At 61.7% G+C, this 25,945-nt stretch carries 25 protein-coding genes; 17 read left to right on the top strand and 8 right to left on the bottom strand.

What is annotated here, in order from left to right; genetic code table 11:
- The first annotated feature begins 171 nt into the window (after positions 1-171).
- The 8 genes from J5M57_RS20380 to J5M57_RS20345 all read left to right on the top strand — a co-directional run bounded on the left by J5M57_RS20380 (position 172) and on the right by J5M57_RS20345 (position 8,194).
- Positions 172-897, top strand: a complete 726-nt coding sequence (locus J5M57_RS20380; RefSeq protein ID WP_207847984.1) for an RDD family protein — start codon at positions 172-174, stop codon at positions 895-897.
- On the top strand, positions 894-1,871 hold the full coding sequence (locus J5M57_RS20375) for a stage II sporulation protein M (RefSeq protein ID WP_169842284.1): 978 nt from the start codon (positions 894-896) through the stop codon (positions 1,869-1,871). Before J5M57_RS20380 ends, J5M57_RS20375 begins: the two co-directional genes overlap by 4 nt.
- On the top strand, positions 1,858-3,405 hold the full coding sequence (locus J5M57_RS20370; protein ID WP_207847983.1) for a DUF4129 domain-containing protein: 1,548 nt from the start codon (positions 1,858-1,860) through the stop codon (positions 3,403-3,405). The genes J5M57_RS20375 and J5M57_RS20370 overlap by 14 nt, the downstream gene beginning before the upstream one ends.
- Entirely contained in the window at positions 3,402-4,565 is a 1,164-nt protein-coding gene (locus tag J5M57_RS20365; protein ID WP_207847982.1) for a DUF4350 domain-containing protein, read from the top strand. The genes J5M57_RS20370 and J5M57_RS20365 overlap by 4 nt, the downstream gene beginning before the upstream one ends.
- Positions 4,562-5,563: a MoxR family ATPase gene (locus J5M57_RS20360; protein ID WP_064588935.1), complete on the top strand. Its 1,002-nt coding sequence runs from the start codon at positions 4,562-4,564 to the stop codon at positions 5,561-5,563. The genes J5M57_RS20365 and J5M57_RS20360 overlap by 4 nt, the downstream gene beginning before the upstream one ends.
- Positions 5,560-6,891, top strand: coding sequence for a DUF58 domain-containing protein (locus J5M57_RS20355; protein ID WP_207847980.1), 1,332 nt, complete (start codon positions 5,560-5,562; stop codon positions 6,889-6,891). Before J5M57_RS20360 ends, J5M57_RS20355 begins: the two co-directional genes overlap by 4 nt.
- A 227-nt stretch (positions 6,892-7,118) precedes the next feature.
- On the top strand, positions 7,119-7,334 hold the full coding sequence (locus tag J5M57_RS20350) for a hypothetical protein (RefSeq protein WP_064588937.1): 216 nt from the start codon (positions 7,119-7,121) through the stop codon (positions 7,332-7,334).
- Between the two features lie 488 nt (positions 7,335-7,822).
- Complete coding sequence (locus tag J5M57_RS20345; protein WP_064588938.1) at positions 7,823-8,194, top strand: DUF6124 family protein; 372 nt, start codon at positions 7,823-7,825, stop codon at positions 8,192-8,194.
- Positions 8,195-8,289: 95 nt separating this feature from the next.
- On the opposite strand, the gene J5M57_RS20340 is transcribed toward J5M57_RS20345, so the two are convergent.
- Together J5M57_RS20340 and J5M57_RS20335 are read right to left on the bottom strand one after the other, a co-directional pair.
- A complete protein-coding gene (locus tag J5M57_RS20340) occupies positions 8,290-8,649 on the bottom strand; it encodes a PilZ domain-containing protein (RefSeq protein WP_064588939.1) in 360 nt (119 codons plus the stop codon).
- Positions 8,650-8,879: 230 nt separating this feature from the next.
- Positions 8,880-9,266, bottom strand: a complete 387-nt coding sequence (locus tag J5M57_RS20335; protein WP_025112748.1) for a hypothetical protein — start codon at positions 9,264-9,266, stop codon at positions 8,880-8,882.
- Positions 9,267-9,455: 189 nt separating this feature from the next.
- Here J5M57_RS20335 and pyk point away from each other — a divergent pair, with 189 nt between their 5' ends.
- Positions 9,456-10,907 carry a pyruvate kinase gene (gene pyk, locus J5M57_RS20330; RefSeq protein ID WP_003227610.1) on the top strand — a complete coding sequence of 484 codons (1,452 nt, stop codon included), beginning with the start codon at positions 9,456-9,458 and terminating at the stop codon, positions 10,905-10,907.
- A 118-nt stretch (positions 10,908-11,025) separates the two neighbouring features.
- On the opposite strand, the gene J5M57_RS20325 is transcribed toward pyk, so the two are convergent.
- From J5M57_RS20325 to J5M57_RS20315, 3 genes are all read right to left on the bottom strand, one after another.
- Entirely contained in the window at positions 11,026-11,775 is a 750-nt protein-coding gene (locus tag J5M57_RS20325; RefSeq protein ID WP_207847978.1) for an enoyl-CoA hydratase-related protein, read from the bottom strand.
- 157 nt (positions 11,776-11,932) lie between these two features.
- Positions 11,933-12,868: an iron-sulfur-binding ferredoxin reductase gene (locus J5M57_RS20320; protein WP_083368078.1), complete on the bottom strand. Its 936-nt coding sequence runs from the start codon at positions 12,866-12,868 to the stop codon at positions 11,933-11,935.
- Positions 12,861-13,967, bottom strand: a complete 1,107-nt coding sequence (locus tag J5M57_RS20315) for a GGDEF domain-containing protein (RefSeq protein WP_064588943.1) — start codon at positions 13,965-13,967, stop codon at positions 12,861-12,863. The genes J5M57_RS20320 and J5M57_RS20315 overlap by 8 nt, the downstream gene beginning before the upstream one ends.
- A 476-nt stretch (positions 13,968-14,443) precedes the next feature.
- Here J5M57_RS20315 and J5M57_RS20310 point away from each other — a divergent pair, with 476 nt between their 5' ends.
- The 7 genes from J5M57_RS20310 (at position 14,444) to J5M57_RS20280 (ending at position 22,757) form a co-directional block, all read left to right on the top strand.
- Positions 14,444-15,967 carry a fumarate hydratase gene (locus J5M57_RS20310; RefSeq protein ID WP_064588944.1) on the top strand — a complete coding sequence of 508 codons (1,524 nt, stop codon included), beginning with the start codon at positions 14,444-14,446 and terminating at the stop codon, positions 15,965-15,967.
- Between the two features lie 181 nt (positions 15,968-16,148).
- Positions 16,149-16,343 carry a hypothetical protein gene (locus J5M57_RS20305; RefSeq protein WP_207847977.1) on the top strand — a complete coding sequence of 65 codons (195 nt, stop codon included), beginning with the start codon at positions 16,149-16,151 and terminating at the stop codon, positions 16,341-16,343.
- Positions 16,344-16,421: 78 nt separating this feature from the next.
- Positions 16,422-18,182 carry an ATP-binding protein gene (locus J5M57_RS20300; protein ID WP_207847976.1) on the top strand — a complete coding sequence of 587 codons (1,761 nt, stop codon included), beginning with the start codon at positions 16,422-16,424 and terminating at the stop codon, positions 18,180-18,182.
- Positions 18,182-19,513: a sigma-54 dependent transcriptional regulator gene (locus J5M57_RS20295; protein WP_207847975.1), complete on the top strand. Its 1,332-nt coding sequence runs from the start codon at positions 18,182-18,184 to the stop codon at positions 19,511-19,513. The genes J5M57_RS20300 and J5M57_RS20295 overlap by 1 nt, the downstream gene beginning before the upstream one ends.
- Before the next feature lie 296 nt (positions 19,514-19,809).
- Positions 19,810-21,129, top strand: a complete 1,320-nt coding sequence (locus J5M57_RS20290) for an MFS transporter (protein ID WP_083368075.1) — start codon at positions 19,810-19,812, stop codon at positions 21,127-21,129.
- Positions 21,130-21,595: 466 nt separating this feature from the next.
- Positions 21,596-21,871 (top strand): hypothetical protein, encoded by a 276-nt coding sequence (locus J5M57_RS20285; protein WP_207847974.1) that lies wholly within the window; start codon positions 21,596-21,598, stop codon positions 21,869-21,871.
- Positions 21,872-22,127: 256 nt separating this feature from the next.
- On the top strand, positions 22,128-22,757 hold the full coding sequence (locus J5M57_RS20280; RefSeq protein WP_064588949.1) for a flavin reductase family protein: 630 nt from the start codon (positions 22,128-22,130) through the stop codon (positions 22,755-22,757).
- 6 nt (positions 22,758-22,763) lie between these two features.
- Here the strand turns inward: J5M57_RS20280 and J5M57_RS20275 are convergent, their stop codons facing one another.
- Together J5M57_RS20275 and J5M57_RS20270 are read right to left on the bottom strand one after the other, a co-directional pair.
- Positions 22,764-23,006, bottom strand: a complete 243-nt coding sequence (locus J5M57_RS20275; RefSeq protein ID WP_207847973.1) for a hypothetical protein — start codon at positions 23,004-23,006, stop codon at positions 22,764-22,766.
- A 43-nt stretch (positions 23,007-23,049) separates the two neighbouring features.
- On the bottom strand, positions 23,050-23,403 hold the full coding sequence (locus tag J5M57_RS20270) for an antibiotic biosynthesis monooxygenase family protein (protein ID WP_083368073.1): 354 nt from the start codon (positions 23,401-23,403) through the stop codon (positions 23,050-23,052).
- Between the two features lie 428 nt (positions 23,404-23,831).
- On the opposite strand from J5M57_RS20270, the gene J5M57_RS20265 reads away from it, so the two are divergent.
- A complete protein-coding gene (locus tag J5M57_RS20265) occupies positions 23,832-24,761 on the top strand; it encodes an AraC family transcriptional regulator (protein WP_083368072.1) in 930 nt (309 codons plus the stop codon).
- Between the two features lie 125 nt (positions 24,762-24,886).
- Here the strand turns inward: J5M57_RS20265 and J5M57_RS20260 are convergent, their stop codons facing one another.
- The gene (locus tag J5M57_RS20260) at positions 24,887-25,942 is read right to left on the bottom strand and encodes an ABC transporter ATP-binding protein (RefSeq protein ID WP_169842297.1); all 1,056 of its coding nucleotides are present in this window, start codon (positions 25,940-25,942) and stop codon (positions 24,887-24,889) included.
- Positions 25,943-25,945: the final 3 nt, after the last annotated feature.

The raw sequence follows: 25,945 nt of genomic DNA, 5'->3' as shown, positions 1-25,945 counted from the left end.
TGAACTGAAGATCGGCGAAGTCTAGGCGTTGAACCGGCATTGCGGCCAGCGCTGTGTCATTCAACCACCGCGCGCCACACGATGTGCAATACATAGTTATGTCGTTTTCCCCCAAGAGGCTGCTAGCATCGGACAGACCTCGCCTCCCGATCCGGCCCCATCAGGTAGCCCATGCTCGAGAACACAGCACCGCCACGGAAAGCACCGCTGAACCCGCCACTCGATACCCGCCATCAAGTGGAAACCCCGGAGGGCATCGACCTGCCGTTGCGCCCGGCCGGTCTGATGGTGCGCACCCTGGCCTTCAGCATCGACCTGGGCATTCGCGGCGCCATCCTCGGCGTGTTGTTCCTGGCTTTGGCGTTTCTCGGCCAGCTCGGCATGGGCCTCGGTTCACTGCTGCTGTTTGCCGTCAGCTGGTGGTACATGGTGCTGTTCGAAGTGCTGCGCCAGGGCCGTTCGCCGGGCAAGCAATGGATGGGCCTGCGGGTGATCCACGATAACGGCACCCCCATCGGCTGGTCAGCCTCGCTGCTGCGCAACCTGTTGCGCTTCGTCGACCTGCTGCCGTTCGGCTATTGCCTCGGCGCCATCAGTTGCCTGCAACATCCGACCTTCAAGCGCCTGGGCGACATCGCCGCCGGTACCCTGGTGGTCTACAGCGAACGCCCCCTGCTGCGTCCGCAATTACCCGACGCCCAGCCGCGCAGCGCGCCGGTGCCACTCAACCTCAGCGAGCAACGCGCGCTGCTCGCCTTTGCCGAACGCCAGACAGAACTGTCACCGGCGCGAGTCAATGAGCTGGCCGCCCTGCTGGCCCAGCCGCTGCACATCTCGACGCCCAAAGCGGTCAGCGAACTCAACGGCATCGCCCGCGGCTTGTTGGGTCCGACATGAAGCAGAGTCTTTTCGAAGCCCGCCACAAGGCCGAATGGGAGCGTTTCACGCTGGCCCTCGAACGCCTCGAACACGGCAAGGACACTTCGCAGGTGGCCGCTTTCCCCAAGGCTTATCGACGTCTGTGCCAGCATCTGGCGCTGGCGCAGGAACGTGGCTACAGCAGTTTTCTGATCGATTCGCTGCAACAACAGGTGTTGCGCGGCCACCAGCAGCTGTATCGGCATCGCAGTCGATTCGGCGCCAACCTGCTGGGTTTCATCCTCGCCGACTTCCCCCGACGGGTGCGCGCCGAATGGCCCTTCGTGCTGGCCGCCGCGCTGTTGTTTTTCGGCAGCCTGATCGGCTTTGCGCTGCTGGTGTATGGCTATCCCGAGCTGATCTACAACCTGATCCCCGCCGAACAGGTGCGCGAGATGCAGAGCATGTACGACCCGGTGGCCGGCCACCTCGGACGCTCCGCCGAACGCGCCGCCAGCGAAGACTGGGTGATGTTCGGTTACTACGTGATGCACAACATCGGCATCGCCTTTCAGACCTTCGCCAGTGGCTTGCTGCTGGGAGTGGGCAGTGGGTTTTTCCTGTTCTACAACGGCTTGATCATCGGCGCGGTGGCCGGGCACCTGAGCGAAATCGGTTTCGGGCAGACGTTCTGGTCGTTCGTGATCGGCCACGGCGCGTTTGAGCTGACCGCGATTGCCCTGGCCGGCGCCGCGGGCCTGAAACTGGGCTGGGCGGTGATTGCACCGGGACGACTGACGCGTGGCGAAGCGCTGGTGGAAGCGGCGCGCAAAAGCGTCCTGCTGGTGTGCGGAGTCATGCTTTTACTGTTGATCGCGGCCTTCGTCGAAGCCTATTGGTCATCGAAAACCAGCGTCACCCCGCAGACCAAATACCTGGTCGGTGCGGCGCTGTGGGCAGCGGTGGCGGCGTACTTGCTGTTCGCCGGAAGGACCCGCCATGCGCCTGAGTGACGCCACCGTCGCAATCCGCCCGCGCAGCACCTGGGAAGCCATGGACCTGGGCGTGCTCATGAGCCAGCAGCACCGACGCCTGCTGATGACCAGTTGGGCCATCGTCACCCTGCCGCTGTTCGCCCTGCTGACGTTGTCGCTGTGGGATTCGCCGTCGCTGGCCGTGTTCATTTTCTGGTGGCTGAAACCGGCGTACGAACGCCTGCCGCTGTACATCCTGTCCAAGGCCCTGTTCGGCGAAACACCGACCCTGAAACAGGCCTTGCGCGAATTTCCCCGGTTGCTCAAACCGCAACTGCTGGCCAGCCTGACCTGGCGTCGCATGAGCCTGAGCCGCAGCTTCCTGCTGCCGGTGCTGCAACTCGAAGGCCTGGACGGCACGGCCCGCCAGCAACGCCTGCAGGTGCTGCTGCAACGCAATGCCGGCGCCGCGCAATGGCTGACGATCATCGGCGTGCACCTGGAGACCGCGCTGTGGATCGGCCTGATGGTGCTGTTCTACATGCTGCTGCCGCAGCAGATCGAAACCGACTGGGACTGGCAGTCATTGATCCTCGACGCCGATCACCATTGGCGCTGGCTGGAGCACCTGACCAATGCCTTCTATGCGCTGGTGCTGGTGGTCTGGGAACCGCTGTATGTCGCCTGCGGTTTCAGCCTGTATCTGAACCGGCGCACCACCCTCGAAGCGTGGGACATCGAGCTGGTGTTCCGCCGTCTGCGCCAGCGCCTGAACAGCAGCGCCCTCGGTCTGTTGCTCGCCGTCTGCCTGTTGCTGCCAGCGCTGCCACCGGTTTGGGCTGCGGTCGATCCCGCCAGCGCACCGGAGGCGCCACGCCTGCTGCAGCAACCACTGACCAGCCAGGCCGCGCACGACAGCATCAAGGCGTTGCTGGAACAACCGCCGTTCAAGAACAAAGAAAGCGTGACCCGTTATCGCTTCGGCGACGACCCGGCCGCCCCGGCCGAAACCAAGCCCGGTGAGGCGCCGCAATGGCTGAAAACCCTGCTCGGCTGGCTCGACGGGCAACGTTTCAATGCGCTGGCCAGTCTGATTGAGGTGCTGCTGTGGGGCGCATTGATCGCCGCTGTCGGCTGGCTGATCTGGCACTATCGCGAATTCCTGCGCACCTTCGTCAGCCGCCGGGTAAAACTACCCGCCCGCGTCAGGCCAGCCGCGCCGCAGCAAGCGTTCGGTCTGGACCTGACCCCGCAAAGCCTGCCCGACGACATCGCCGCCAGCGCCGAACAACTCTGGCACACCCAGCCACGCGCCGCGCTGGGTCTGCTCTATCGCGGCTTGCTCAGCCGCCTGCTGCACGACTTTGACCTGACCTTGAAGCCCGCCGACACCGAGCACCAAGTGCTACTGCGGGTCGAACAATTACAGCGCCCCGAACTGCTGAGCTTCAGCCGCACGCTGACGCTGCACTGGCAGAACATGGCCTACGGTCATCGCGTACCGGCGGCGCATCTGCAACAGGAACTGTGTGACGGCTGGCGTGCCCTGTTCGGCCAGGGAGCGCGCCCTTGAACCGGCGCAACGCGTGGTTGATCGGCGGGCTGCTCGTCGCCCTGCTCGCAGCGTTGAGCCTCTATCTGTACTTCAAGGCCAGGCCCTATCAGGAAGTGATCGACCACGGCCCCTCGCCGCTCGCCCAGGCCAACCCGTATCTGGCGGCGGAAATGTTCCTGCGCGAGCGCGGCCTCACCGTCAGCCATGCCGAAACCCTGGCGGTGCTGCCCGACATCGATCCGCGTCGGCACACCCTGCTGTTGTTCGGCGAGCGCTCGCGGATGACCCCGCGACAGGTCGATCAGGTGCTGAACTGGGCCCGCGCCGGCGGACGTCTGGTGTTCGTTGCCGAAGCCCTGTGGGATAAACAAGCCGGACAGAGCGAGGACCTGTTGCTCGACCGAGTGCAGTTGCACCAGTCCCTGAGCAAAAACCTCAAGGCGCCGCCGGCAGAACTGGCCGATGATCCGTACCCAGAACTGACCAAGCTGTACCTGGAAGATGAGGACGCCCCGGCCTACGCCGGCTTCGACACCGCGTTTCATCTGGAAGACCCGAAGAATCTCGCGCAAGCCTGGGCCAACAGCGCCAAGGCCACGCACATGATGCAACTGGCCTACGGCCTCGGCTCCATTACCGTGGTCACCGATGCCGAGCTGTGGAAGACCCCGTCCATCAGTCAACACGACAACGCCTGGCTGCTCTGGTACCTGAGCGCCGACACCGACGTCACGCTGGTTTTCAGCACGGAACACGACAGTCTGCCCGCCCTGCTCTGGCGTTATTTCCCGCAAGCCATCGTTGCCCTGCTGGCGCTGATTGCCCTGGGCTTGTGGCACGTCGGTGTACGCCATGGCCCACTGCTCGCGCCCGCCCCACGTGCTCGCCGGCAGTTGCAGGAACACCTGCGCGCCAGCGCCGATTTCATCCTGCGCCACAACGGCCAGCACCTGCTGTTGCAAGCCCTGCAACAGGACGTGCTGCGCCGTGCCCGACGACGCCATCCCGGCTTCGACCAGTTGAACGTGGCCGAGCAATGGCTGGTGCTGTCGCGCCTGACCCGACAGCCGACACGCGCCATCAGCCAGGCCCTGAGCCCGGTGCCGAAACAGCGCATGAGCAGCGCTGATTTCAGCCGCCAGGTGGCCCACCTGCAAACCTTGAGGAACACGCTATGAGTGAACAGATCGAGCCCGGCAGCGCCAGCCACGCCGCCCAGCAACGCCAGCGTGCCAGCCAGCTGGCGCAAGCGGTGCGCGGAGAATTGCAAAAGGCCCTGATCGGCCAGAACGGCGTGATCGATGACGTGCTGACGGCGTTGATTGCCGGCGGTCACGTGCTGCTTGAAGGCGTCCCCGGGCTGGGCAAGACCTTGCTGGTGCGGGCACTGGCGCGATGCTTCGGCGGCGAGTTTGCGCGCATCCAGTTCACCCCGGACCTGATGCCCAGCGACGTCACCGGCCACGCGGTGTACGACCTGCACACCGAGCAGTTCAAGCTGCGCAAGGGGCCGCTGTTCACCAACCTGCTGCTGGCCGACGAGATCAACCGCGCACCGGCGAAAACCCAGGCGGCGTTGCTCGAAGCGATGCAGGAACGCCAGGTCACCCTGGAAGGCCGGGCGCTGCCCATCGCCCAGCCGTTCATGGTGCTCGCCACACAAAACCCGATCGAACAGGAAGGCACGTACCCACTGCCGGAAGCCGAACTCGACCGCTTCATGCTCAAGGTGCGCATGGACTACCCGGATGCCGAGCAGGAGCTGCACATGGTGCGTCAGGTCAGCCGCTCGACTCGCGCCGACATGCTCGATGTGCAGCCGCTGCGCACGGTCCTGCAAGCCAAGGATGTGCAGGCCTTGCAACGGATTGCCAGCGACCTGCCGCTGGACGATCAGGTGCTCGACTACGCCGTGCGCCTGGCGCGCAGCACCCGCTCCTGGCCCGGCCTGACCCTCGGTGCCGGGCCACGCGCGTCAATCGCACTGGTGCGTTGCGCCCGCGCCCGGGCGTTGCTGCGCGGCGGCGAATTCGTGATCCCCGATGACATCAAGGGCTGCGCACTGTCGGTGCTGCGCCATCGGGTGCGCGTGGCGCCGGAGCTGGACATCGAAGGCCTGCAGGTGGATCAGGTGCTGCAGCAATTGCTCGACCAAGTGCCGGCGCCGCGCCTGTGAAACCGTCCCGCCTGCTGCTGATCTGGCTGGCCGTTCTGCTGGCCATCGGCACACTGCTGGGCACCGTGCAGGCACTCGACATGCCGACACCCGCCAGCCTGTCGGCGATCAGTTGGGGGTTGCTGCTGGCCCTGCTGTTGCTGGCCCTGCTCGACGCCATTCGCCTGCAGCGCCTGCCCTCGCCCCGGGTGCATCGGCAGATGCCCGGCAGCCTGGCACTGGGTCGCTGGAGCGAAGTACGGCTGCAGGTCAGTCATGACTTCCGTGAGCCGATCACCCTGGCGATGTTCGATCACGTGCCACAGGGGCTGACCTTCGACAACCTGCCGCTGTCGGTCGCGCTGGAACCCGGCCAGTTCAGCGAAGTGGGCTATCGCCTGCGCCCGCTCAGTCGCGGTCACTTCAGCTTCGCCCAGTGTGAAATCAACCTGCCCAGCCCGCTGGGTCTGTGGTCAGGCAAACGCCTGCTCGACGTACCCGCACAAACCCGTGTCTACCCGGACTTCGCGCGCCTGTACGGCGGTGAACTGCTGGCGGTGGACAACTGGCTGAGCCAGCTCGGTGTGCGCCAGCGCCAACGGCGCGGGCAAGGCCAGGAGTTTCATCAACTGCGCGAATTTCGCGAAGGCGACAGCTTGCGCCAGATCGACTGGAAAGCCACCGCCCGCCAGCGCACACCGATCGCCCGGGAATACGAAGACGAGCGCGACCAGCAAATCATCTTCATGCTCGACTGTGGCCGGCGCATGCGCAGTCAGGATGGCGAGCTGTCGCATTTCGACCATGCGCTGAATGCCTGCCTGCTGCTGAGCTATGTCGCCTTGCGTCAGGGCGATGCCGTGGGATTGAGTACATTTGCAGACGATCAACCGCGATATCTAGCTCCGGTAAAAGGCAGCGGGCAACTCAACGTCCTGCTCAACACGGTCTACGATCTGGCGAGTAGCCAACGTCCGGCGGACTATCAGGCAGCCATTCGGCAACTACTGACACGTCAGAAACGACGGGCACTGGTCATCCTTATGACCAACCTGCAGGATGAGGACCATGGCGAACTGACCAACGCAGTCCAATACCTGAGCCGCCAGCATCAAGTGCTAGTGGTCAGCCTGCGTGAAGAAACGCTCGACCAAATGCGCCAAGACTCGGTACAAACCCTTCCTGAAGCATTGGCCTATTGCGGCGCAGTGGATTACCTAAACGCTAGGGCCGAACTGAATGAGCGCCTGATTGCTCATGGCACACCTGTGTTGGATGTCCCTACCAGTAAGCTAAACACTGAACTAGTATCAATGTACTTAAGCTGGAAGAAAGCTGGAGCCCTATAGACGTTGTAGATTTCACGCTGACGGGGTGTTTCAAATTGGCAAGCGGGTGTAGATTTCTTAACAGGAAATACCGCTGATACAAGGGCTTTTCCATTGATCGGTATCTCACTCCACTTATTTAAAGGAGTGCCAGTCCGCTCCTTGAAGCGGCCCATCCCGCGCTATCGGATTGCCCGCTAAATTTTCCCATGCAGCCATGCTCGAAGCCTCTCGAACGGAGTCGAAGAATGCCCACTAAATATTCATTATCTGATGTGTTGGAAAGGATTTATCAGAATCAGCTTGGGCTGGAGGCAGCCCTAATGGAGCTAACACTCCAGGTCGAAGAAAGTGGGTTTACCGAGACCGGAGAAAACGTCCGCTCTGCGCTTTTTGTCATTGGAGAAAATGCCGGCTATATCAAGCAGGGCTTGGCGAAACTCAGAGCAAAGGAAACGGACTAGGCCTCAAAAACTCAATGAATTTTGTCGACCGCTTTGGTGTTATCCACAGGGTGATTATCGAAGCGATTTGACGATTGAAACACCTTCCAACACCCCACCTAAAATCCCCCCCGTCTCATATCGAAATGAAACAGATGGATGCGTACGGCTACACATATCCGTCATCCGAATGAAGTCTTCCCCAAATCTAGGAATTTAGGCTACACGACGTGGCGCCTTTGCCTACGAACACACCAGAATGCTCTGTCTTGTACGCATTGGTGAGGCTCCGTAACTTGATCTTGGCCGCTGACGATCAGCGGTCGAAATTAATTGTCCGGGGCAATGTCGAGGCAGTAGCTTCAGTCAGGCTAGTAACATTTTAGCTGTTAGCAGGACGTCTCTAGGTGAGCCGAACAGCTCACCTCCCCCCGGCCGAATAACCTCTTCATAGCAGTTTCCATTCGCGTTCACCCGAACTGGAAGCCAAGCAAAAAGGATATAAAGCCATGAACAGTACAACATCAAATCCTCCAGAATCTGACGCGACTTCCAGCTGTCTCCCCCCTGATTCAGAGAGGTTTCAGGAAGCCGCAGAACGCGCCCTCGACCACTACCTTAAACCCAAATCGCCCTCACGCAATTCCGTGGATCGCGGCATGCAGATGTTCGTTGTCGCCCCCGACCTCAACCCCGAAGCCATCGCCATCCAGACCTACGAAACCTTCTCGTCGGTAAGCATTCTGCTGCTGGATCTGGCGGACAGCCTGGAAGACAAACCACGGCATCTGGCGATGGCGATCTATCAGTTGAGCGAGATGGGTTTGTTGCTGGCGGAGAAGACACTGGACAGTGAGCGGGCGATTGCCTTGAAGGCTTGAAGATCAAAAGATCGCCGCCTGCGGCAGCTCCTGCAGGAAAATGGCATTCCCACTGTAGGAGCTGCCGCAGGCGGCGATCTTTGGTTTTGGCTGTATCAGGCGGACGCCGGCAGGGGCTGAAAACTGAAGTACTGCTTCAACGCCTGCACCAGTTGCGCATATTCCGGCGGCGGGCGTTGCAGGCTGAAGCCGGCGTCGTAGTGCATCGGGGTCGCGTCTTCATGGCACCACAGGCAGTACGCAGTCAGGTCGATGACCTGCTGGCAGCCATCGCCGAACGGGATTTTGAGACGCAGGCTGAAATCGACACCGGTCATCATCGGCAACTGGCTGATGAGCATCAGCCCGTCTTCGGACACATTGCCCAGAAAACCGATGGGTTTGTCGGTGACGCTGTTGAACACCCTGAGGAAGTACGGCAACTGGTGCCGTTCGATTCGTCGGTCGGTAAACATGCGAGGTACGCCATGCAAGGCTCCATTACAGAGCCGCACCTTTGCTTCGGAACACGCCTGTGTCTCAGGCACGCTCTCCCCGCTTCCGGTGGCATGGTCGCCAATACGCCATCGCCTCAACATCAACCAGTCGCAGGTGTTGCCCCATGTTTAGAGGCCAGACTCTAAACCGGATCACTGGACTATAGCTCAACCTGTACAGTCAGCCAGCGTTTGTATGGCACCCGACATCAAAAGCGTTGCGGACTCGGCACCGCCGCCGCACTGCGCGTCGGGTAATGGCCCAGGCTCTGCAAGGTTTCCAGGCGCGCACGGGCGCGGAAGGCATATTCGCTGTTGGGGTACGAGGCGATGATGAACTGGTAGGTCTGCGCCGCGTCGATGTACATCTTTTGCCGTTCCAGGCACTGACCGCGCATCATCGACACTTCTGGCCACACATAAGGACGGGCGCGGCTGTCGCGCTCGACCTTGGACAGTTCGAGCATCACTTGCTCGCAATTGCCCCGGTCATAGGCGCTGTAGGCGTTGTTCAGATGATGGTTCATCGCCCAACGGGTACATCCCGTGGCAGCAAGGGCGCTGAGGGCAAGGGCGGCAATGGGCAACAATCGCATGAGGGTTCTCCTGTCTTGAGCAGTGTATCGACCCGGAGCCGAAAATCTTCAGAACCGATTGCGCCGATTGTCGTGTTCAAAAAAAGAATGCATTAACGAAGCGCTTCACAAAAAGTAGTGCAAACGAACAATGACTACACCCGTCGAGCATAGTAGCCTCTGCTAGCGCTTGAACTCAGGAGTCTTTGCATGTCCGTCCGTCGTACCAAAATCGTCGCCACCCTTGGCCCGGCCAGTAACTCGCCGGAAGTTCTCGAACAGCTGATTCTGGCTGGTCTGGACGTTGCCCGTCTGAACTTCTCCCACGGCACCCCCGACGAGCACAAGGCTCGCGCGAAGCTGGTGCGTGACCTGGCTGCCAAGCACGGTCGCTTCGTCGCCCTGCTGGGTGACCTGCAAGGCCCGAAAATCCGTATCGCCAAATTCGCCAACAAGCGCATCGAGCTGAAGATCGGTGACAAGTTCACCTTCTCCACCAGCCATCCGCTGACCGAAGGCAACCAGCAAGTGGTCGGCATCGACTACCCGGATCTGGTCAAAGACTGCGGTGTGGGCGACGAGCTGCTGCTCGACGACGGCCGCGTAGTGATGCGCGTCGAAACCGCCACCGCTACCGAACTGCACTGCGTGGTGACCATCGGCGGCCCGCTGTCCGACCACAAAGGCATCAACCGTCGCGGTGGCGGCCTGACCGCTCCGGCCCTGACTGAAAAAGACAAGGCCGACATCAAGCTCGCTGCGGAAATGGAAGTCGACTACCTCGCCGTATCCTTCCCGCGTGACGCGGCCGACATGAACTACGCCCGTCAGCTGCGCGACGAAGCCGGCGGCACCGCCTGGCTGGTGGCGAAGATTGAACGCGCCGAAGCCGTGGCCGACGACGAAACCCTCGACGGTCTGATCAAGGCGTCCGACGCGGTGATGGTTGCCCGTGGTGACCTCGGTGTAGAAATCGGCGATGCCGAGCTGGTGGGCATTCAGAAGAAAATCATTCTGCACGCACGCCGCCACAACAAGGCTGTGATTGTTGCGACCCAAATGATGGAGTCGATGATCCAGAACCCGATGCCGACCCGCGCCGAAGTGTCCGACGTGGCCAACGCCGTGCTCGACTACACCGACGCCGTGATGCTCTCGGCCGAATCCGCTGCCGGTCTGTACCCGTTGGAAGCCGTTCAGGCGATGGCGCGCATCTGCGTCGGCGCTGAAAAGCACCCGACCAGCAAGACCTCCAGCCACCGTATCGGCAAAGAGTTCGAGCGCTGCGACGAAAGCATCGCCCTGGCGACCATGTACACCGCCAACCACTTCCCGGGCGTGAAAGCGATCATCGCGCTGACTGAAAGCGGCTACACCCCGCTGATCATGTCGCGTATTCGTTCCTCGGTGCCGATCTACGCCTTCACCCCGCACCGCGAAGCCCAGGCCCGCGCGGCGATGTTCCGTGGCGTGTATACCGTTCCGTTCGACCCGGCTTCGCTGGCACCGAACGAAGTCAGCCAGAAAGCGATCGACGAGCTGGTCAAGCGCGGCGTTGTGGAAAAAGGCGACTGGGTCATCCTGACCAAGGGCGACAGCTACCACACCACCGGTGGCACCAACGGCATGAAGATCCTGCACGTGGGTGACCCGCAGGTCTGAGTGACGCGCTGAAAAACGAAAGCCCCGGCATGTGAGTGTCGGGGCTTTTCATTTTCTGCTCCGGAAGGTGTTGCGTCTATTCAGGCCTCATCGCTGGCAAGCCCAGTCAGCGAAGCTTTCAATGCCGTTTGATAAACCCGGTCAACGCCGCCAGCGCCTCCGGCGAGCGCAACCGCTGGGTGAACAATGCGCCCTCCTCCTCGATCACCTGACGGATCAGCTCGCGGTCCGGCGCTTTCATCAGTTGTTTGCTGATACGCACAGCTTCCGGCGGCAGTTCGTCGAAACGCAATGCCATCTCCCGCGCCTTGTTCAGTGCCGCTTCGCCGCTGCCCAACGCCTCGCTGGCAATGCCCCACTGCGCCGCCTGTTCACCGGTAAAACCTTCGCCGAGCAGCAACAACTCCGCCGCTTTGGCTTGGCCAAGCAAACGCGGCAGGATCAGACTGGAGCCGAACTCCGGACACAAACCGAGATTGACGAACGGCATGCGCAAGCGAGCATCGCGGGCGACGTAAACCAGATCGCAGTGCAGCAGCAACGTGGTGCCGATGCCCACCGCTGCGCCGGCCACGGCGGCGATCACCGGTTTGCGGCATTCGAGCAGGTTGAGCATGAAGTGGAACACCGGGCTGTCGAGGTCGCTCGGCGGTTGCTGGATGAAGTCGGCGATGTCGTTGCCGGCGGTGAAACAATCGGCGCTGCCGGTGATCAGCACGGCATTGATTTCAGGATCGCTGTCGGCCTGCTTCAAGGCTTGGGCGAGACGGCTGTACATCGCGCCGGTCAGGGCGTTTTTCTTGTCGGGGCGGTTGAGGCGAAGGGTCAGTAAACCGCGTTCGCGTTCCAGCAGAATGGCGTCGGTCATGGTATGTCTCGACAGTGCAGGCCAGCGAAGATCACTGGGGCGAGGGAGCTTGCTCCCGCTGGGCTGCGCAGCGGCCCCAAGCGTTTGTGAGCGCTGCGCACTCAAACGAGAGCAAGCTCCCTCGCCACAGAAACTCACGAACCAATGAATTCAGCATTCAACCACGGCTCAGAAACACGTCTGCCAGCAGTTGATTACGCGGCAATCCGGCCAGATACAGACGCCGGGCAAAGGCATCGACGCTGGTCGGTGAGCCGCAGACTAAGGCCAGGGTTTGCCGGGAAACAAGGCGCAGTTGCGCCAAAGCGGCGGCTGACTCGGCCGCGGTCCACAGCTCGACACTGAGGTTTTCGCGCTGCGCGGCAAGCGCCGCAAGGGGTTTGGCCAGATAGTGCTCGCGCGCGTCATGGGCCAGGTGAATGACGCGGATGGCGCCCTGGTGATCCTGACGCAAGGCCTCGCGCAATACACCGAACAATGGCCCCAAACCGGTGCCGGCCGCCAGCAGCCACAGCGGTCGGGTGTGCCAGTCCGGGTCGTAATGCAACGCGCCGCCGCGCAACTCGCCGAGGCGGATCGGGTCACCGATCTGCAGGCGCCGCGCCGCATCGCTGAATTCGCCGGGCTGGCGGCAGTCGAGGTGGAACTCGAGAAAGCGGTCTTCTTGCGGCAGGCTCGCCAGCGAGTAAGGCCTGGCGATGTGGTTGATCCACAGCACCAGATGCTGCCCGGCGCTGTAGCGCAGCGGACGTTGCGGGGTCAGGCGCAGACGCAGGACGTTGTCGCTGAGCCAGTCCAGCGCCTCGACCACCGCCGGCCGACCGTCGGTAATCGGGTCGAACGTGTGCACCTGCAAGTCTTCGGTCACCTGACACTGACAGGCCAGACGCCAGCCTTCCTGCCGTTGCTCGGCGCTCAAGGCGTCGGGGCGATTATCCGCAGGCAAGCCGTTGACGCACTGCACCAGACAGGCATGGCAACTGCCGGCGCGGCAGCTGTAAGGCACCGCGACACCGCGCTGATTCAGGGCATCGAGCAGGTTACTGCCCGCCGCCACCGACCATTGCTGCTCACCCACCCGAAGTTCAGGCATCCACATTCTCCCACGCGGCCGCACAGCGATTGCGCCCGTCGCGCTTGGCCCGGTACAGCGCCTGATCGGCACGCTGCAAGGCATCGTCCAGATCGTCGTCCAGTTCCAGCAGGGTCATGCCCGCCGAGAGGCTGAGGTTACGCACGTTCAGGCCCACCAGCTCGACGTCGGTGAAGGCAATGCGCAGGCGTTCACAACAGGCGGTCAGACGTTCGGCATCGCAGTCGGGCAGCAACACCACAAATTCCTCACCACCGTATCGCGCCAGTACGTCGCCGTCACGCAGGCAGGCACCCGCCACTCCGGCGAACGCCTGCAACACCTGATCACCGGCAGCATGGCCATGCAAATCATTGATGCGTTTGAAGTGGTCGAGATCGATCAGCGCCAGGCCATGCACCACACCCGGTTCCATCTCGCCCAGCTCGCGGGAGGCCAGGCGCAGAAAATGCCGGCGGTTGAACAGCCCGGTCAGTTCATCGGTGGCGACCAGGTCTTCGAGCTGGCGCATCATCCCGCGCAGGGTGTCCTGATGCGCCTGCAAGGCAAACCGCCGCTGGCGCATGCGCTGGCGCGACACCTGGACAAAGCGTGCGTAGATCACCAGCCACGCCAGCACCATCGCCAGAATGCACACCTGCAATATCGCCAGCGCCGGGTCCGGGAGCCGGAATTGGTAACCCTCCCACAGGGTGATCGCACAGAAACTGAAGAACACCAGCAGCGCGCAACGAATGAACGCGCGGCGGGATAAATGAAACAGGCCGAACAGCAGGATCAGCACATAAAACACCAGAAATGCGCCGCGGGCCTCGTCCAGATGGGCGATCAGCCAAGTCTGCCAGCCGAGCCCGAGCAGCACTTGCGCCTCGGTCATGCTGGGGTCATCAAAACGCAGATTGCGCCCAGACCAGAACAACGCAAACAACGTGGCCTGACTGATGACCACCAACGCGCTGCCGACGGCCACGCTGCTCAAGGAATGCGGGTAATGACCGGTAAAAAATGCCAGCCACAGCAGCAGCAAAGCCAATCCGTAGGTGGCTGCAGCGAGGGCAAAGCGCTTGAGCAGAAGGCGTTGAATGGCGTTATGGGTCAATCGTTGACTCACCGTGCGATAGGAGGCTGACCGAGTGTCCTACTCTACAGACCGGATGCCACTTTAGAGGCGTAGTCGATAAATGACCATTGATTTTCGGCGCCAAAATTTGACGTCAAATGCATGACCCGATGACCGGATTGATGCCACCCACCTGTGGCGAGGGAGCTTGCTCCCGCTCGGCTGCGCAGCAGTCGTAAATCCTGTGCACCCGGTTTGCCTGAAGGACTACAGGGGACCGCTTCGCGCCCCATCGGGGATAAATCCCCTCACCACAGGGGCCGGCAGTGTTCGGTATGCGACCAACGAATGACTGCCGGCGCGTGTATGCCCTGAAGAGGCGCGGTATACTGCCGCGCCTTTTTAGCGTCGCGCCAGCAGCCCCGGCGTGCCTTGAAAGGTGCTTGCGACCGACCGATGCACCCAAGCCGCAGGCACCTTATTGAATGTTCCCGTCTTTTAGAGGAGCGCGACTCATGACCGTGATCAAGCAAGATGACCTGATTCAGAGCGTTGCCGACGCCCTGCAATTCATTTCCTACTACCACCCCGTGGATTTCATCCAGGCGATGCACGAAGCCTACCTGCGCGAAGAATCGCCAGCGGCCCGTGACTCGATCGCTCAGATCCTGATCAACTCGCGCATGTGCGCCACCGGCCACCGGCCGATCTGCCAGGACACCGGCATCGTGACCGTGTTCGTGCGCGTAGGCATGGACGTGCGTTGGGATGGCGCGACCATGAGCCTGGACGACATGATCAATGAAGGCGTGCGCCGCGCCTACAACCTGCCGGAAAACGTGCTGCGTGCCTCGATCCTCGCCGACCCGGCGGGCGCTCGTAAAAACACCAAGGACAATACCCCGGCGGTGATCCACTACTCCATCGTCCCGGGCAACACCGTGGAAGTGGACGTGGCGGCCAAGGGTGGCGGTTCCGAGAACAAGTCGAAAATGGCCATGCTCAACCCGTCCGACTCGATCGTTGACTGGGTACTGAAGACCGTTCCGACCATGGGCGCTGGCTGGTGCCCACCGGGCATGCTGGGCATCGGCATCGGCGGCACCGCCGAGAAAGCCGCGGTCATGGCCAAGGAAGTGTTGATGGAATCCATCGACATCCACGAACTGAAAGCCCGTGGCCCGCAGAACCGCATCGAAGAGATCCGTCTGGAGCTGTTCGAGAAGGTCAACCAGTTGGGCATCGGCGCCCAGGGCCTCGGTGGCCTGACCACCGTGCTCGACGTGAAGATCATGGACTACCCGACCCACGCCGCGTCCTTGCCGGTGTGCATGATCCCGAACTGCGCCGCCACCCGTCACGCGCACTTCGTGCTCGACGGTTCCGGCCCTGCCTCGCTGGAAGCACCATCGCTGGACGCCTATCCGGAAATCGTCTGGGAAGCCGGCCCGTCGGCCCGCCGCGTCAACCTCGACACCCTCACCCCGGAAGAAGTGCAGAGCTGGAAGCCGGGCGAAACCGTCCTGCTCAACGGCAAGATGCTCACCGGTCGCGACGCGGCGCACAAGCGCATGGTCGAGATGCTGAACAAGGGCGAAACCCTGCCGGTGGACCTCAAGGGTCGCTTCATCTACTACGTCGGCCCGGTTGATCCAGTCGGTGACGAAGTGGTTGGCCCGGCTGGTCCGACCACCGCCACGCGGATGGACAAGTTCACCCGTCAGATCCTTGAGCAGACTGGCCTGCTGGGCATGATCGGCAAGTCCGAGCGCGGCCCGACCGCCATCGACGCAATCAAGGACAACAAGGCCGTGTACCTGATGGCCGTCGGCGGCGCCGCTTACCTGGTGGCCCAGGCCATCAAGAAGTCCAAGGTGCTGGCGTTCGCCGAGCTGGGCATGGAAGCGATCTACGAGTTCGAGGTCAAGGACATGCCAGTCACCGTCGCGGTGGACAGCAACGGTGAATCGGTGCACATCACCGGCCCTGCGATCTGGCAGCAGAAGATCGCCGAGAGCCTGGCGGTAGAAGTGCAGTAAGCGTTTCGCAGCCGTAAGAAAGGCCGGCCCGTCACTCGACGGGCCGGCCTTTTTTTCTGCCTGGGAGAACGACGCACACCTTGGGCCTGAATACACCTGTCAGATCTGACAGGTGTGCGCTGCCGAGATTGTTGTTAGCGTCAATCCATCTGCGTCTTCGCCTGTGCAATGGATGTGACTCATGGCCGATCAAGACCTCAGTATCACCCCGCCGTCCATCACCAAGAGTTCGACGATTGCCACTTTCAGCAAGCGTTTGGTTTGTTCGAGTGACAGCGTCGAAAGCCTGACGCAGGCCACGCAAGCCGTCATCGGCGAGCTGGCTTACACCCGCACCATGCTGCTTTCACACTCACACCGGTTCACGGCGGTCTGATCAGGTAACGCGTCAGACGAGAAGGACGGGCAGGCCCATGCTATCGTGCCCGCCCGTCCCTTTATCCATTAGCCCAGCATGCTGCCGACTTCCCGTACTTTGCGCCTGTCGTTGTATACCCTGCTGATCATCGCCGGTGCCGTGCTTGCGGCCACCCTTGCCATCCGCCACGCCGAACGCCAGGCGATGGAGGAAGACGCGACTCGTGCCAGCCAGCAGCTGGCGTTGTATGCCAATTCCCTGCACACCCTGATCGACCGCTATCGCGCGCTGCCCGCCGTGCTGGCGCTGGACCCGCAATTGCGCGGCGCGCTGGCCGGACCGGTCGATGCCGAGCAACAGAACGCGCTGAACCTGAAGCTGGAAAAGATCAACGGCGCGGCACAGTCCTCGACGCTCGAACTTCTGGATCACACCGGCCTCGCGGTGGCGGCGAGCAACTGGCGTTTGCCCAGCAGCTATGTCGGCCACAACTACGGTTTCCGTCCGTATTTCAGTCAGACCCGCACCCAGGGCAGCGGACGCTTTTACGCGGTGGGCGTGACCAGCGGCATCCCCGGTTACTTTCTGTCCAGTGCCGTGCTGGACGACAACGATCAGTTCCTCGGGGCGATGGTGGTCAAGCTGGAGTTCCCGGAGCTGGAGCGCGAATGGAGCCAGGGCAGCGACACGTTGCTGGTCAGCGATGCGCGCGGGATCATTTTCATCGCCAACCAGCCGGGCTGGCGCTATCGCTCGCTGCGGCCGCTGGACAGCCGCGATATGGCCGAGATAAAGCGCACGCGGCAGTACGACAAGCAATCGCTGCTGCCGTTGACGCATCTGTCCCTGCGCCACTTCGACGACAACAGCGACCTGCGCCGGGTCGAAGGCCCGGACGGGACTGCCGACTACTTGTGGGAATCTCTGCCGCTGGCCGCCGAAGGCTGGACCCTGCATTTGTTGCGACGCCCGCAAGTGGCCTTCGAAGATTTGCGCAACGCCGGACTGGCCGCTGCCGGGGTGTGGCTGGCGCTGGTGTTTCTGCTGTTGTTCCTCAACCAGCGCTGGCGCCTGTCGAAAGTCCGCCAGCGCAACCGCGAAGAACTCGAACAACTGGTCGAAGCACGCACCCGCGACCTGCGCACCGCCCAGGACGGACTGGTGCAATCGGCCAAGCTCGCAGCGCTGGGGCAGATGTCCGCGGCACTGGCCCATGAAATCAATCAGCCGCTGACTGCGCAACGGATGCAGCTGGCGACGTTGCGGCTGCTGCTGGAGCATGGCCGCGTCGATGATGCCTACAAGGCGCTCAAACCGGTGGATGAAATGCTCACGCGCATGGCCTCGCTCACCGGGCACTTGAAGACATTTGCCCGCAAGAGTCCCAGCGGCCTGCGCGAACGGCTGGATCTGGCGACAGTGGTCGATCAGTCGCTGCAATTGCTCGACGCCCGCCTGCGCGATGAACAGGTCAGCCTGGTGCTGCACCTGACGCGTCCGGCGTGGGTCCGTGGCGATGCGATTCGTCTCGAACAGGTGCTGATCAATCTGCTGCGCAACGCCCTCGACGCGATGCAGGGCAAACCGGGCAAGCGCCTGGAAATCCGCCTGGAGGTGGACGAACAATTGTGGCGCCTGAGCGTGATCGACAATGGCGGCGGGATTGCCGAAGAACACCTGAACCAGGTGTTCGACCCGTTCTTCACCACCAAACCGGTGGGTGACGGCCTCGGCCTGGGGCTGGCAGTATCGTTCGCAATCGTGCATGAATCCGGTGGGCGCCTGAGCGTTGAAAATGGCGCGGCCGGCGCCGTGTTCAGCGTGACCCTGCCGATCGATCTGGAGGCGCACATCTGATGCTCAATTCGGTGATGGTGGTCGATGACGAAAGCAGCATCCGCAGCGCCGTCGAACAGTGGCTGAGCCTGTCGGGGTTCGAGGTGCAACTGTTCAGCCGCGCCGAAGATTGCCTGGCGGCGCTGCCCGCGCACTTCCCCGGGGTGATCCTCAGCGATGTGCGCATGCCCGGGCTCAGTGGCCTGCAGCTGTTGGCCGAAGTGCAACGCCGTGACACCGACCTGCCGGTGATTCTGCTGACCGGCCACGGCGATGTGCCGATGGCGGTCGAAGCCATGCGCGACGGCGCCTACGACTTTCTGGAAAAACCGTTCAGCCCGGAAAACCTGCTCGGCAGCCTGCGCCGGGCGTTGGACAAACGTCGACTGGTTCTGGAGAACCGCGCCCTGCACGAGCAGGCCGACCACCGCGCCAGACTCGATGCGACGTTGCTCGGCGTGTCCCGTGGCATGCAGACCTTGCGCCGACAGGTGCTGGATCTGGCGGCGCTGCCGGTCAACGTGTTGATCCGTGGCGAAACCGGCAGCGGCAAGGAACTGATCGCCCGCTGCCTGCACGACTTCGGCCCGCGCGCGGACAAACCGTTTGTGGCGCTCAACTGCGCGGCGATCCCTGAGCAGTTGTTCGAAGCCGAGTTGTTCGGCCACGAGAGCGGCGCGTTCACCGGGGCGTCCGGCAAGCGCATCGGCAAGCTCGAATACGCCGACGGCGGCACGTTGTTTCTCGACGAAATCGAAAGCATGCCGCTGGCCCAGCAGGTGAAACTGCTGCGGGTGTTGCAGGAGCAGAAGCTGGAACGGCTGGGGTCGAACCAGAGCATTCGCGTCGACCTGCGGATTGTCGCCGCGACCAAGCCCGACCTGCTCGATGAAGCCCGGGCCGGACGCTTTCGTGAAGACCTGGCGTATCGCCTGAACGTCGCCGAGCTGCGTCTGCCGCCGTTGCGTGAGCGCCGCGAAGACATTCCGCTGCTGTTCGAAGCCTTTGCCTTCAGCGCCGCCCAGCGTCTGGGCCGCACCTTCCCGCCGTTGAGCGGGGCGCAATTGAGCCACCTGCTCAGCCACGACTGGCCGGGCAACGTGCGTGAACTGGCGAACGTCGCCGAGCGTCAGGTGCTGGGACTGGATGAGCCGGTGCAAGGCATCGACCCGGGCCAGTCGCTGGCCGCGCAGCAGGAGGCCTTCGAAGCGCAATGTCTGCGTGCAGCATTGACCCGGCACAAGGGCGATGTGAAAGCGGTGCTGGAAGAGTTGCAGCTGCCGCGCCGCACGTTCAATGAAAAGCTGCAGCGGCATGGGTTGAGTCGGGAGATGTTTGTTCAGGGCAGTTGATTTTTTTGTTGTCGCTGATGGCCCTTTCGCGAGCAGGCTCGCTCCCCCAATGAGAATGCGTTTCCCCTGTGAGAGCGAGCCTGCTCGCGAAGGGGCCGGCACAGCCAACGATGATCAACCGGCCTGAATGCGCGATTTTCCGCTCACTACAATCCAGCCATAAGCGGATTTCCGCTCACCAGATCCCGTCACCCCCTCTAAACCGGCCCTCTCCCCGTTGGCACAGCTCCTGCTATAGCCCCTGCAGGCTGCGTTCTAACGCGCTCCACAAAAACAATTAAACGAAGGATCCTTCAATGGATAACTCCAACGCCCTGCCCCTTGGGTCGGCTGCCGCGCCCGCCAAAGAAAGAACCACCGCCAGCCGGATCAAATCGATCTTCAGCGGCTCGGTCGGCAACATGGTCGAGTGGTACGACTGGTACGTCTACGCCGCTTTCTCGCTGTACTTCGCCAAGACCTTCTTCCCCGCCGGTTCCACCACCGCCCAGTTGATGAACACCGCCGCGATCTTCGCCGTGGGCTTCCTGATGCGCCCGATCGGTGGCTGGCTGATGGGCCTGTACGCGGACAAAGTCGGTCGCAAGAAAGCCTTGATGGCCTCGGTCTACCTGATGTGCTTCGGCTCGCTGCTGATCGCCCTGAGCCCGAACTACGAAACCATCGGCATCGGCGCGCCGATCCTGCTGGTGTTCGCGCGACTGCTGCAGGGCCTGTCGGTCGGCGGCGAGTACGGCACCTCGGCCACCTATCTGTCGGAAATGGCGACCAGGGAACGTCGCGGTTTCTTCTCCAGCTTCCAGTACGTGACCCTGATCTCCGGCCAGCTCATCGCGCTGGGCGTGCTGATCGTGCTGCAGAACATGCTGACCACCGAACAGCTGTACGCATGGGGCTGGCGTATTCCGTTTGCCATCGGCGCACTGTGCGCCGTCGTCGCGCTGTACCTGCGTCGCGGCATGGAAGAAACCGAATCGTTCACCAAAAAAGAGAAGTCCAAGGAAAGCGCAATGCGCACCTTGATGCGTCACCCGAAAGAACTGCTGACCGTGGTCGGCCTGACCATGGGCGGTACGCTGGCGTTCTACACCTACACCACCTACATGCAGAAATACCTGGTGAACACCGTCGGCATGAGCATCTCCGATTCGACCACCATTTCTGCCGCCACGCTGTTCCTGTTCATGTGCCTGCAACCGATCATCGGTGGCCTGTCCGATAAAATCGGTCGGCGTCCGATCCTGATCGCCTTCGGCGTGCTCGGCACGATCTTCACCGTGCCGATCCTGATGACCCTGCACACCATCCAGACCTGGTGGGGCGCGTTCTTCCTGATCATGGCGGCACTGATCATCGTCAGCGGCTACACCTCGATCAACGCCGTGGTGAAGGCCGAACTGTTCCCGACCGAAATCCGCGCCCTGGGCGTCGGCCTGCCGTACGCACTGACCGTGTCGATCTTCGGCGGTACGGCCGAATACATCGCGCTGTGGTTCAAGAGCATCGGCATGGAAACCGGTTACTACTGGTACGTGACCGCGTGCATCGCGGTGTCGCTGCTGGTGTACATCACCATGAAAGACACGCAGAAACACTCGCGGATCGTGACTGACTGATCGGGCTTTAAAAGCAAAAGATCGCAGCCTTCGGCAGCTCCTACAGGGAAACACATTCCCATGCAGGAGCTGCCGGAGGCTGCGATCTTTTCGCTTCAACCGATTATCAAGTCAACTCGGCAACCTGCCGCTTGCCCGCCTGCGACGCTCCGATCGGTTCCTGGAGTTCTGGCCGTGGGCAGACTGGCGTTGCATCGGTGAAAAACCGGTCAGCCCCGGATGAAAAATCCGTCATCTCGCGAAAACAGCGATTAATCCCCCATTAATGCTGCCCTTGCATCCTGCCAATACCTGATCGATGACCTGCGCGGCGTTCGCTCCTGACAGTGGAAGCCTCTCAATGCGCCGCCCTTAATATCAATTTAATCGATAACTTTTAGCATTATTTTGCGCTTTTTAATCAATTTAGTTGGCGTAGCATTAACCCCAAGCAAGACACACCGCCAACCTATCTGGAGTTACCCACATGAAAACCAAACTGATCCTCGCCCTGACCCTGTCCGTACTGGCCGCCAACACCTTCGCTGCCGATGGCTCGGACAAAACCAAATCGTCCGACTTCATCTCCGGTGGCACTGCCGCCATCGAAACCAGCCATTCGGACACTTACGCCGCTGACGGTTTCGATAAAACCAACATCGGCAAAACCGTTGCCGCTGACGGCTTCGACAAAACCGGCACCGCCAACGCTATCGCGGCCGATGGCTTCGACAAAACCGGTACTGCTGCAGCCATCAGCTAAGTATCGGCAGTCCCTCCACAGCCCGGCTTCGGCCGGGCTTAGTCATTTCTGGGGCATGACAATTTTCTCGAATCCATACAAATCACCTGTAGGAGCTGCCGAAGGCTGCGATCTTTTGATCTTGATCTTTAAAAACAAAATCAAAAAATCGCAGCCTTCGGCAGCTCCTGCAGCGGAATCAGCGTTTGACTGGAAATACGCGGTGCGCTCTTACACTATGGCGTCTTTCAGAATGCCCTCTTGAGGAACCACAGCCATGTCCGATGACATCCACTTCTATGAACCCGCCAACGGCCACGGCCTGCCTCACGACCCGTTCAACGCCATCGTCGGCCCGCGTCCCATCGGCTGGATCTCTTCGCAGGATGCTCACGGCCGGCTGAACCTGGCGCCTTACAGCTTCTTCAACGCCTTCAACTACATTCCGCCGATCATTGGTTTTTCCAGCGTCGGGCGCAAAGACAGCCTGAACAACATCGAGCAGACCGGCGAATTCGCCTGGAACCTCGCCACCCGGCCGCTGGCCGAGCAGATGAACCAGAGCTGCGCGATGGTCGCGCCCGAGGTCAACGAGTTTGAATTGGCGGGACTGACGCCAGTGGCGTCGAAGGTGATTGCAGTGCCACGGGTAGCCGAAAGCCCGGTGTCCTTCGAATGCAAGGTCACGCAGATCATTCAGTTGCAGCGTGCCGATGGCGAAACCGTGCCGAGCTGGCTGATTCTCGGCGAAGTGGTCGCCGTGCATATCGCCAAATGGCTGTTGAAGGACGGGATCTACGACACCGCCGCGGCAGAACCGATTCTGCGCGGCGGCGGGCCGGCGGATTATTTCCAGTTGGGGCCTGAAGCCCTGTTCAAGATGTGGCGCCCGGGTGCGGGCAAATAAGCGCAGTTACCAGATCAGCTCGGCGTCATCAGTGACGCCCTGCAGACGGTTCAGTTCTTGGGTCGCGGCTTCATCGGCGGCGATGGCGCCGGGGAACACCTGATCATCCAGCAGTTTATGAAAGCGTGGCGCCCCGCCATCGACCAAGGCCTTGACCGCGATGGCCGCGTGATAACCCTTGTTGCCGCCCAACTCGACGGGGACGACTGCGGAGACTGCTTCGAAGTGTTCGAACTCTTTACGTGCCATGGCACACATCCTGGCTCAGACGAATAAGCCGGACATTAAACCCTCAACCGGCGAGTTTGTGTATCGGTGCCGGGCATTGTCCGAGGGCCTGCGCCGCCGACACCTCTTTAAAGGTGTGGAAATCCAGGCTGTTGACCACCAGGTCCTGAACCAATTCGGCAAAGATCTGCATCGACGGACTGTTGAAATACGCGGTCATTGCCTGTTGATGGCTCCAGAAACCGGAGACCAGCCACAGGTCCGGATCGCACTGCGAATGCTGCAGGGCAAAGTTCAGGCAACCGGGGGCGGTGCGCGACGGTTCGATCAAGGCACTGAGGCGTACACCCAGTTCGGCGGAGCGGCCGGCGCGCGCTCGAACGAAAGCCATATGACTGACGGGAATCTGCTTGGACATGTTCAACCCTCCCAGGGAGTCGCGTGGCAGCCGGGGGACGGGCTGCGACAGGATCCAAGGTTAAGGGCCGGGCGCAAGGTGCCGTTAGTCGATTCCTGCCGTTGCGTTGCACAATCCTGCGAGACTGCACACAGGCCCGGTAATAACCGGTAAACCCTGTCACACCGCTGTCATACGAGCTTTGTGTAGGAGCTGCCGCAGGCTGCGATCTTTTGACTTTCGCTTTTAAAATCAAAAGATCGCAGCCTGCGGCAGCTCCTACAGGGGTATTCGGCCCAAGCGGTAAAGTGGCGGTCACCGGCTGGTGGCCGGCGCGCAAAAGCCGCCATGCAGAATCAGGCAAGCATTTGACAGGATGTGTCTACCGCTCGCGCTTGCACAAACATAAGCTCTGCCTCATTCCACCTCCCTTGCCGAGGATGCCGTGCATGACGTCATTCGATCGTTTCCAAACCCCGCCCGATGCCGACATGGAGAAACAGCGCGCAGAACTGGCGGCGATCATCCGTCGCAACACCACCGACGATGGCAGCTACCAGACTGCGGTCGGCTCGCTGTTCATGTCGCGCCACACCCAGTCCCACGAATTCGCCCCGGTGCTGGCGCAACCGGCGCTGTGCATCATGGCTCAGGGTCGTAAAGAAGTACGCTTGGCAGATGAGTTCTTCAATTATGACCCGCTGAATTACCTGGTGGTCTCGGTCTCGATGCCGCTCAGCGGACGGGTGGTGAATGTCTCGCCGGAGGAGCCGATCCTCGCCGTGCGCCTGGACATCGACCCGGCCGAAATCACCGCGCTGATTGCCGACGCTGGCCCGATGGGCGTGCCGACTCGACCAACCGGGCGCGGCCTGTATGTGGAAAAGATCGACAGCGCGATGCTCGACGCGGTGCTGCGCCTGGCACGGCTGCTCGACACCCCGAAAGACATCGCCATGCTCGCGCCGCTGATTCGCCGGGAGATTCTCTATCGCCTGCTGCGCAGTCCGCAGGGCCATCGTTTGTATGAAATCGCGATTGCCAACAGCCAGAGCCACCGCATCAGCCAGGCGATCAAATGGCTCAACGGCAACTTCGAACAGCCACTGCGCATCGATGATCTGGCGAAAGAAGTGAACCTCAGCGTTTCGACCCTGCATCACCGTTTCAAGGCGATGACCGCGATGAGTCCGCTGCAGTATCAGAAGCAGCTGCGCCTGCAAGAGGCGCGGCGCCTGATGCTGACCGAAGGCCTGGAAGCGTCGGCGGCGGGGTATCGCGTGGGGTATGAAAGCCCGTCGCAGTTCAGCCGCGAGTACAGCCGATTGTTTGGTGCGCCGCCGTTGCGGGATCTGGCGCGGTTGCGGCTTTCGGTCTGATCCGGAATTTGCGTTGAGGCGTATGGCCCTATCGCGAGCAGGCTCACTCCTACAGTTGAAATGCGTTCCCCTGTAGGAGTGAGCCTGCTCGCGATGGCGTCGGCAAAGCCAACATCAAATCCGGATCAAGCCCCCAACACCCGACATGCCTCCGCCGGCAACGTCACCGACACCGGATGCCCGATCCCCAAACCAATCCCCTGACACGGCGTGCTCAGCGCCGTAAACGTCACCCCGGAACACTCCACCGTGGTCTCGATGGTCGCGCCGATGTCGCGCACGAACGTCACCTTGCCGAGCAAGCGATTGCCCGCCGTCGCCTGTGGCGCAGACAGTTGCAGGTCTTCCGGACGAATCAGCATTTTGACTTTCTGCCCTACCACGATGCTGCTGCAGATCGGCACGTGCAGCGCATCACCACCGGGCAGGCTGACCTTGCCGTCACCCAGCGCGGTAGCCGGGAAAATGTTGCCCGAGCCGATGAAGTCGGCGACAAACTCGTTGGCCGGGTGCCGGTAGATTTCGATCGGCGTACCCACCTGCTGCACCTTGTGCTCGCCCAACACCACGACGATATCGGCCATGGTCATGGCTTCGCGCTGGTCGTGGGTGACCATGATCGTGGTGATGTTCAGACGTTGTTGCAGTTGGCGAATCTCCACCTGCATCGACTCGCGCAGCTTGGCGTCGAGCGCCGACAGCGGTTCGTCGAGCAGAAGGATTTTCGGCCGCGAGGCGATGGCCCGGGCAATCGCCACCCGCTGCCGCTGCCCACCGGAGAGCTTCGCCACCGGACGGTCGATCATCGCTTGCAGCTGGATCAGCTCCAGCAACTCGACCACCCGCGCCTGCTGCTCGGCCTTGCTCACGCCGCGCAGTTTCAGCGGATAGGCGATGTTCTCGCCGACAGTCATGTGCGGGAACAGCGCCAGCGACTGGAACACCATGCCGAAGTTGCGCAGGTGCGCCGGGGTGTGGCCGATGTTCTCGCCGTCCAGGCGAATCTCGCCGCCGGTGAGGGTTTCCAGCCCGGCGATCATCCGCAGCAAGGTGGTTTTGCCGCAACCCGACGGGCCGAGAAAACACACCAGTTTGCCTTCCGGCAAATGCAGGTTGACGTCTTGTACCGCGCAAGCCGAGCCATAGAATTTCTCGACGTTTTCCAGAATCAGACCAGTCATGTT

This window comes from Pseudomonas sp. 86_A (genome assembly GCF_017491705.1).
Classification (GTDB): domain Bacteria; phylum Pseudomonadota; class Gammaproteobacteria; order Pseudomonadales; family Pseudomonadaceae; genus Aquipseudomonas; species Aquipseudomonas koreensis.
This window is presented reverse-complemented; position numbering and strand designations above follow the sequence as displayed.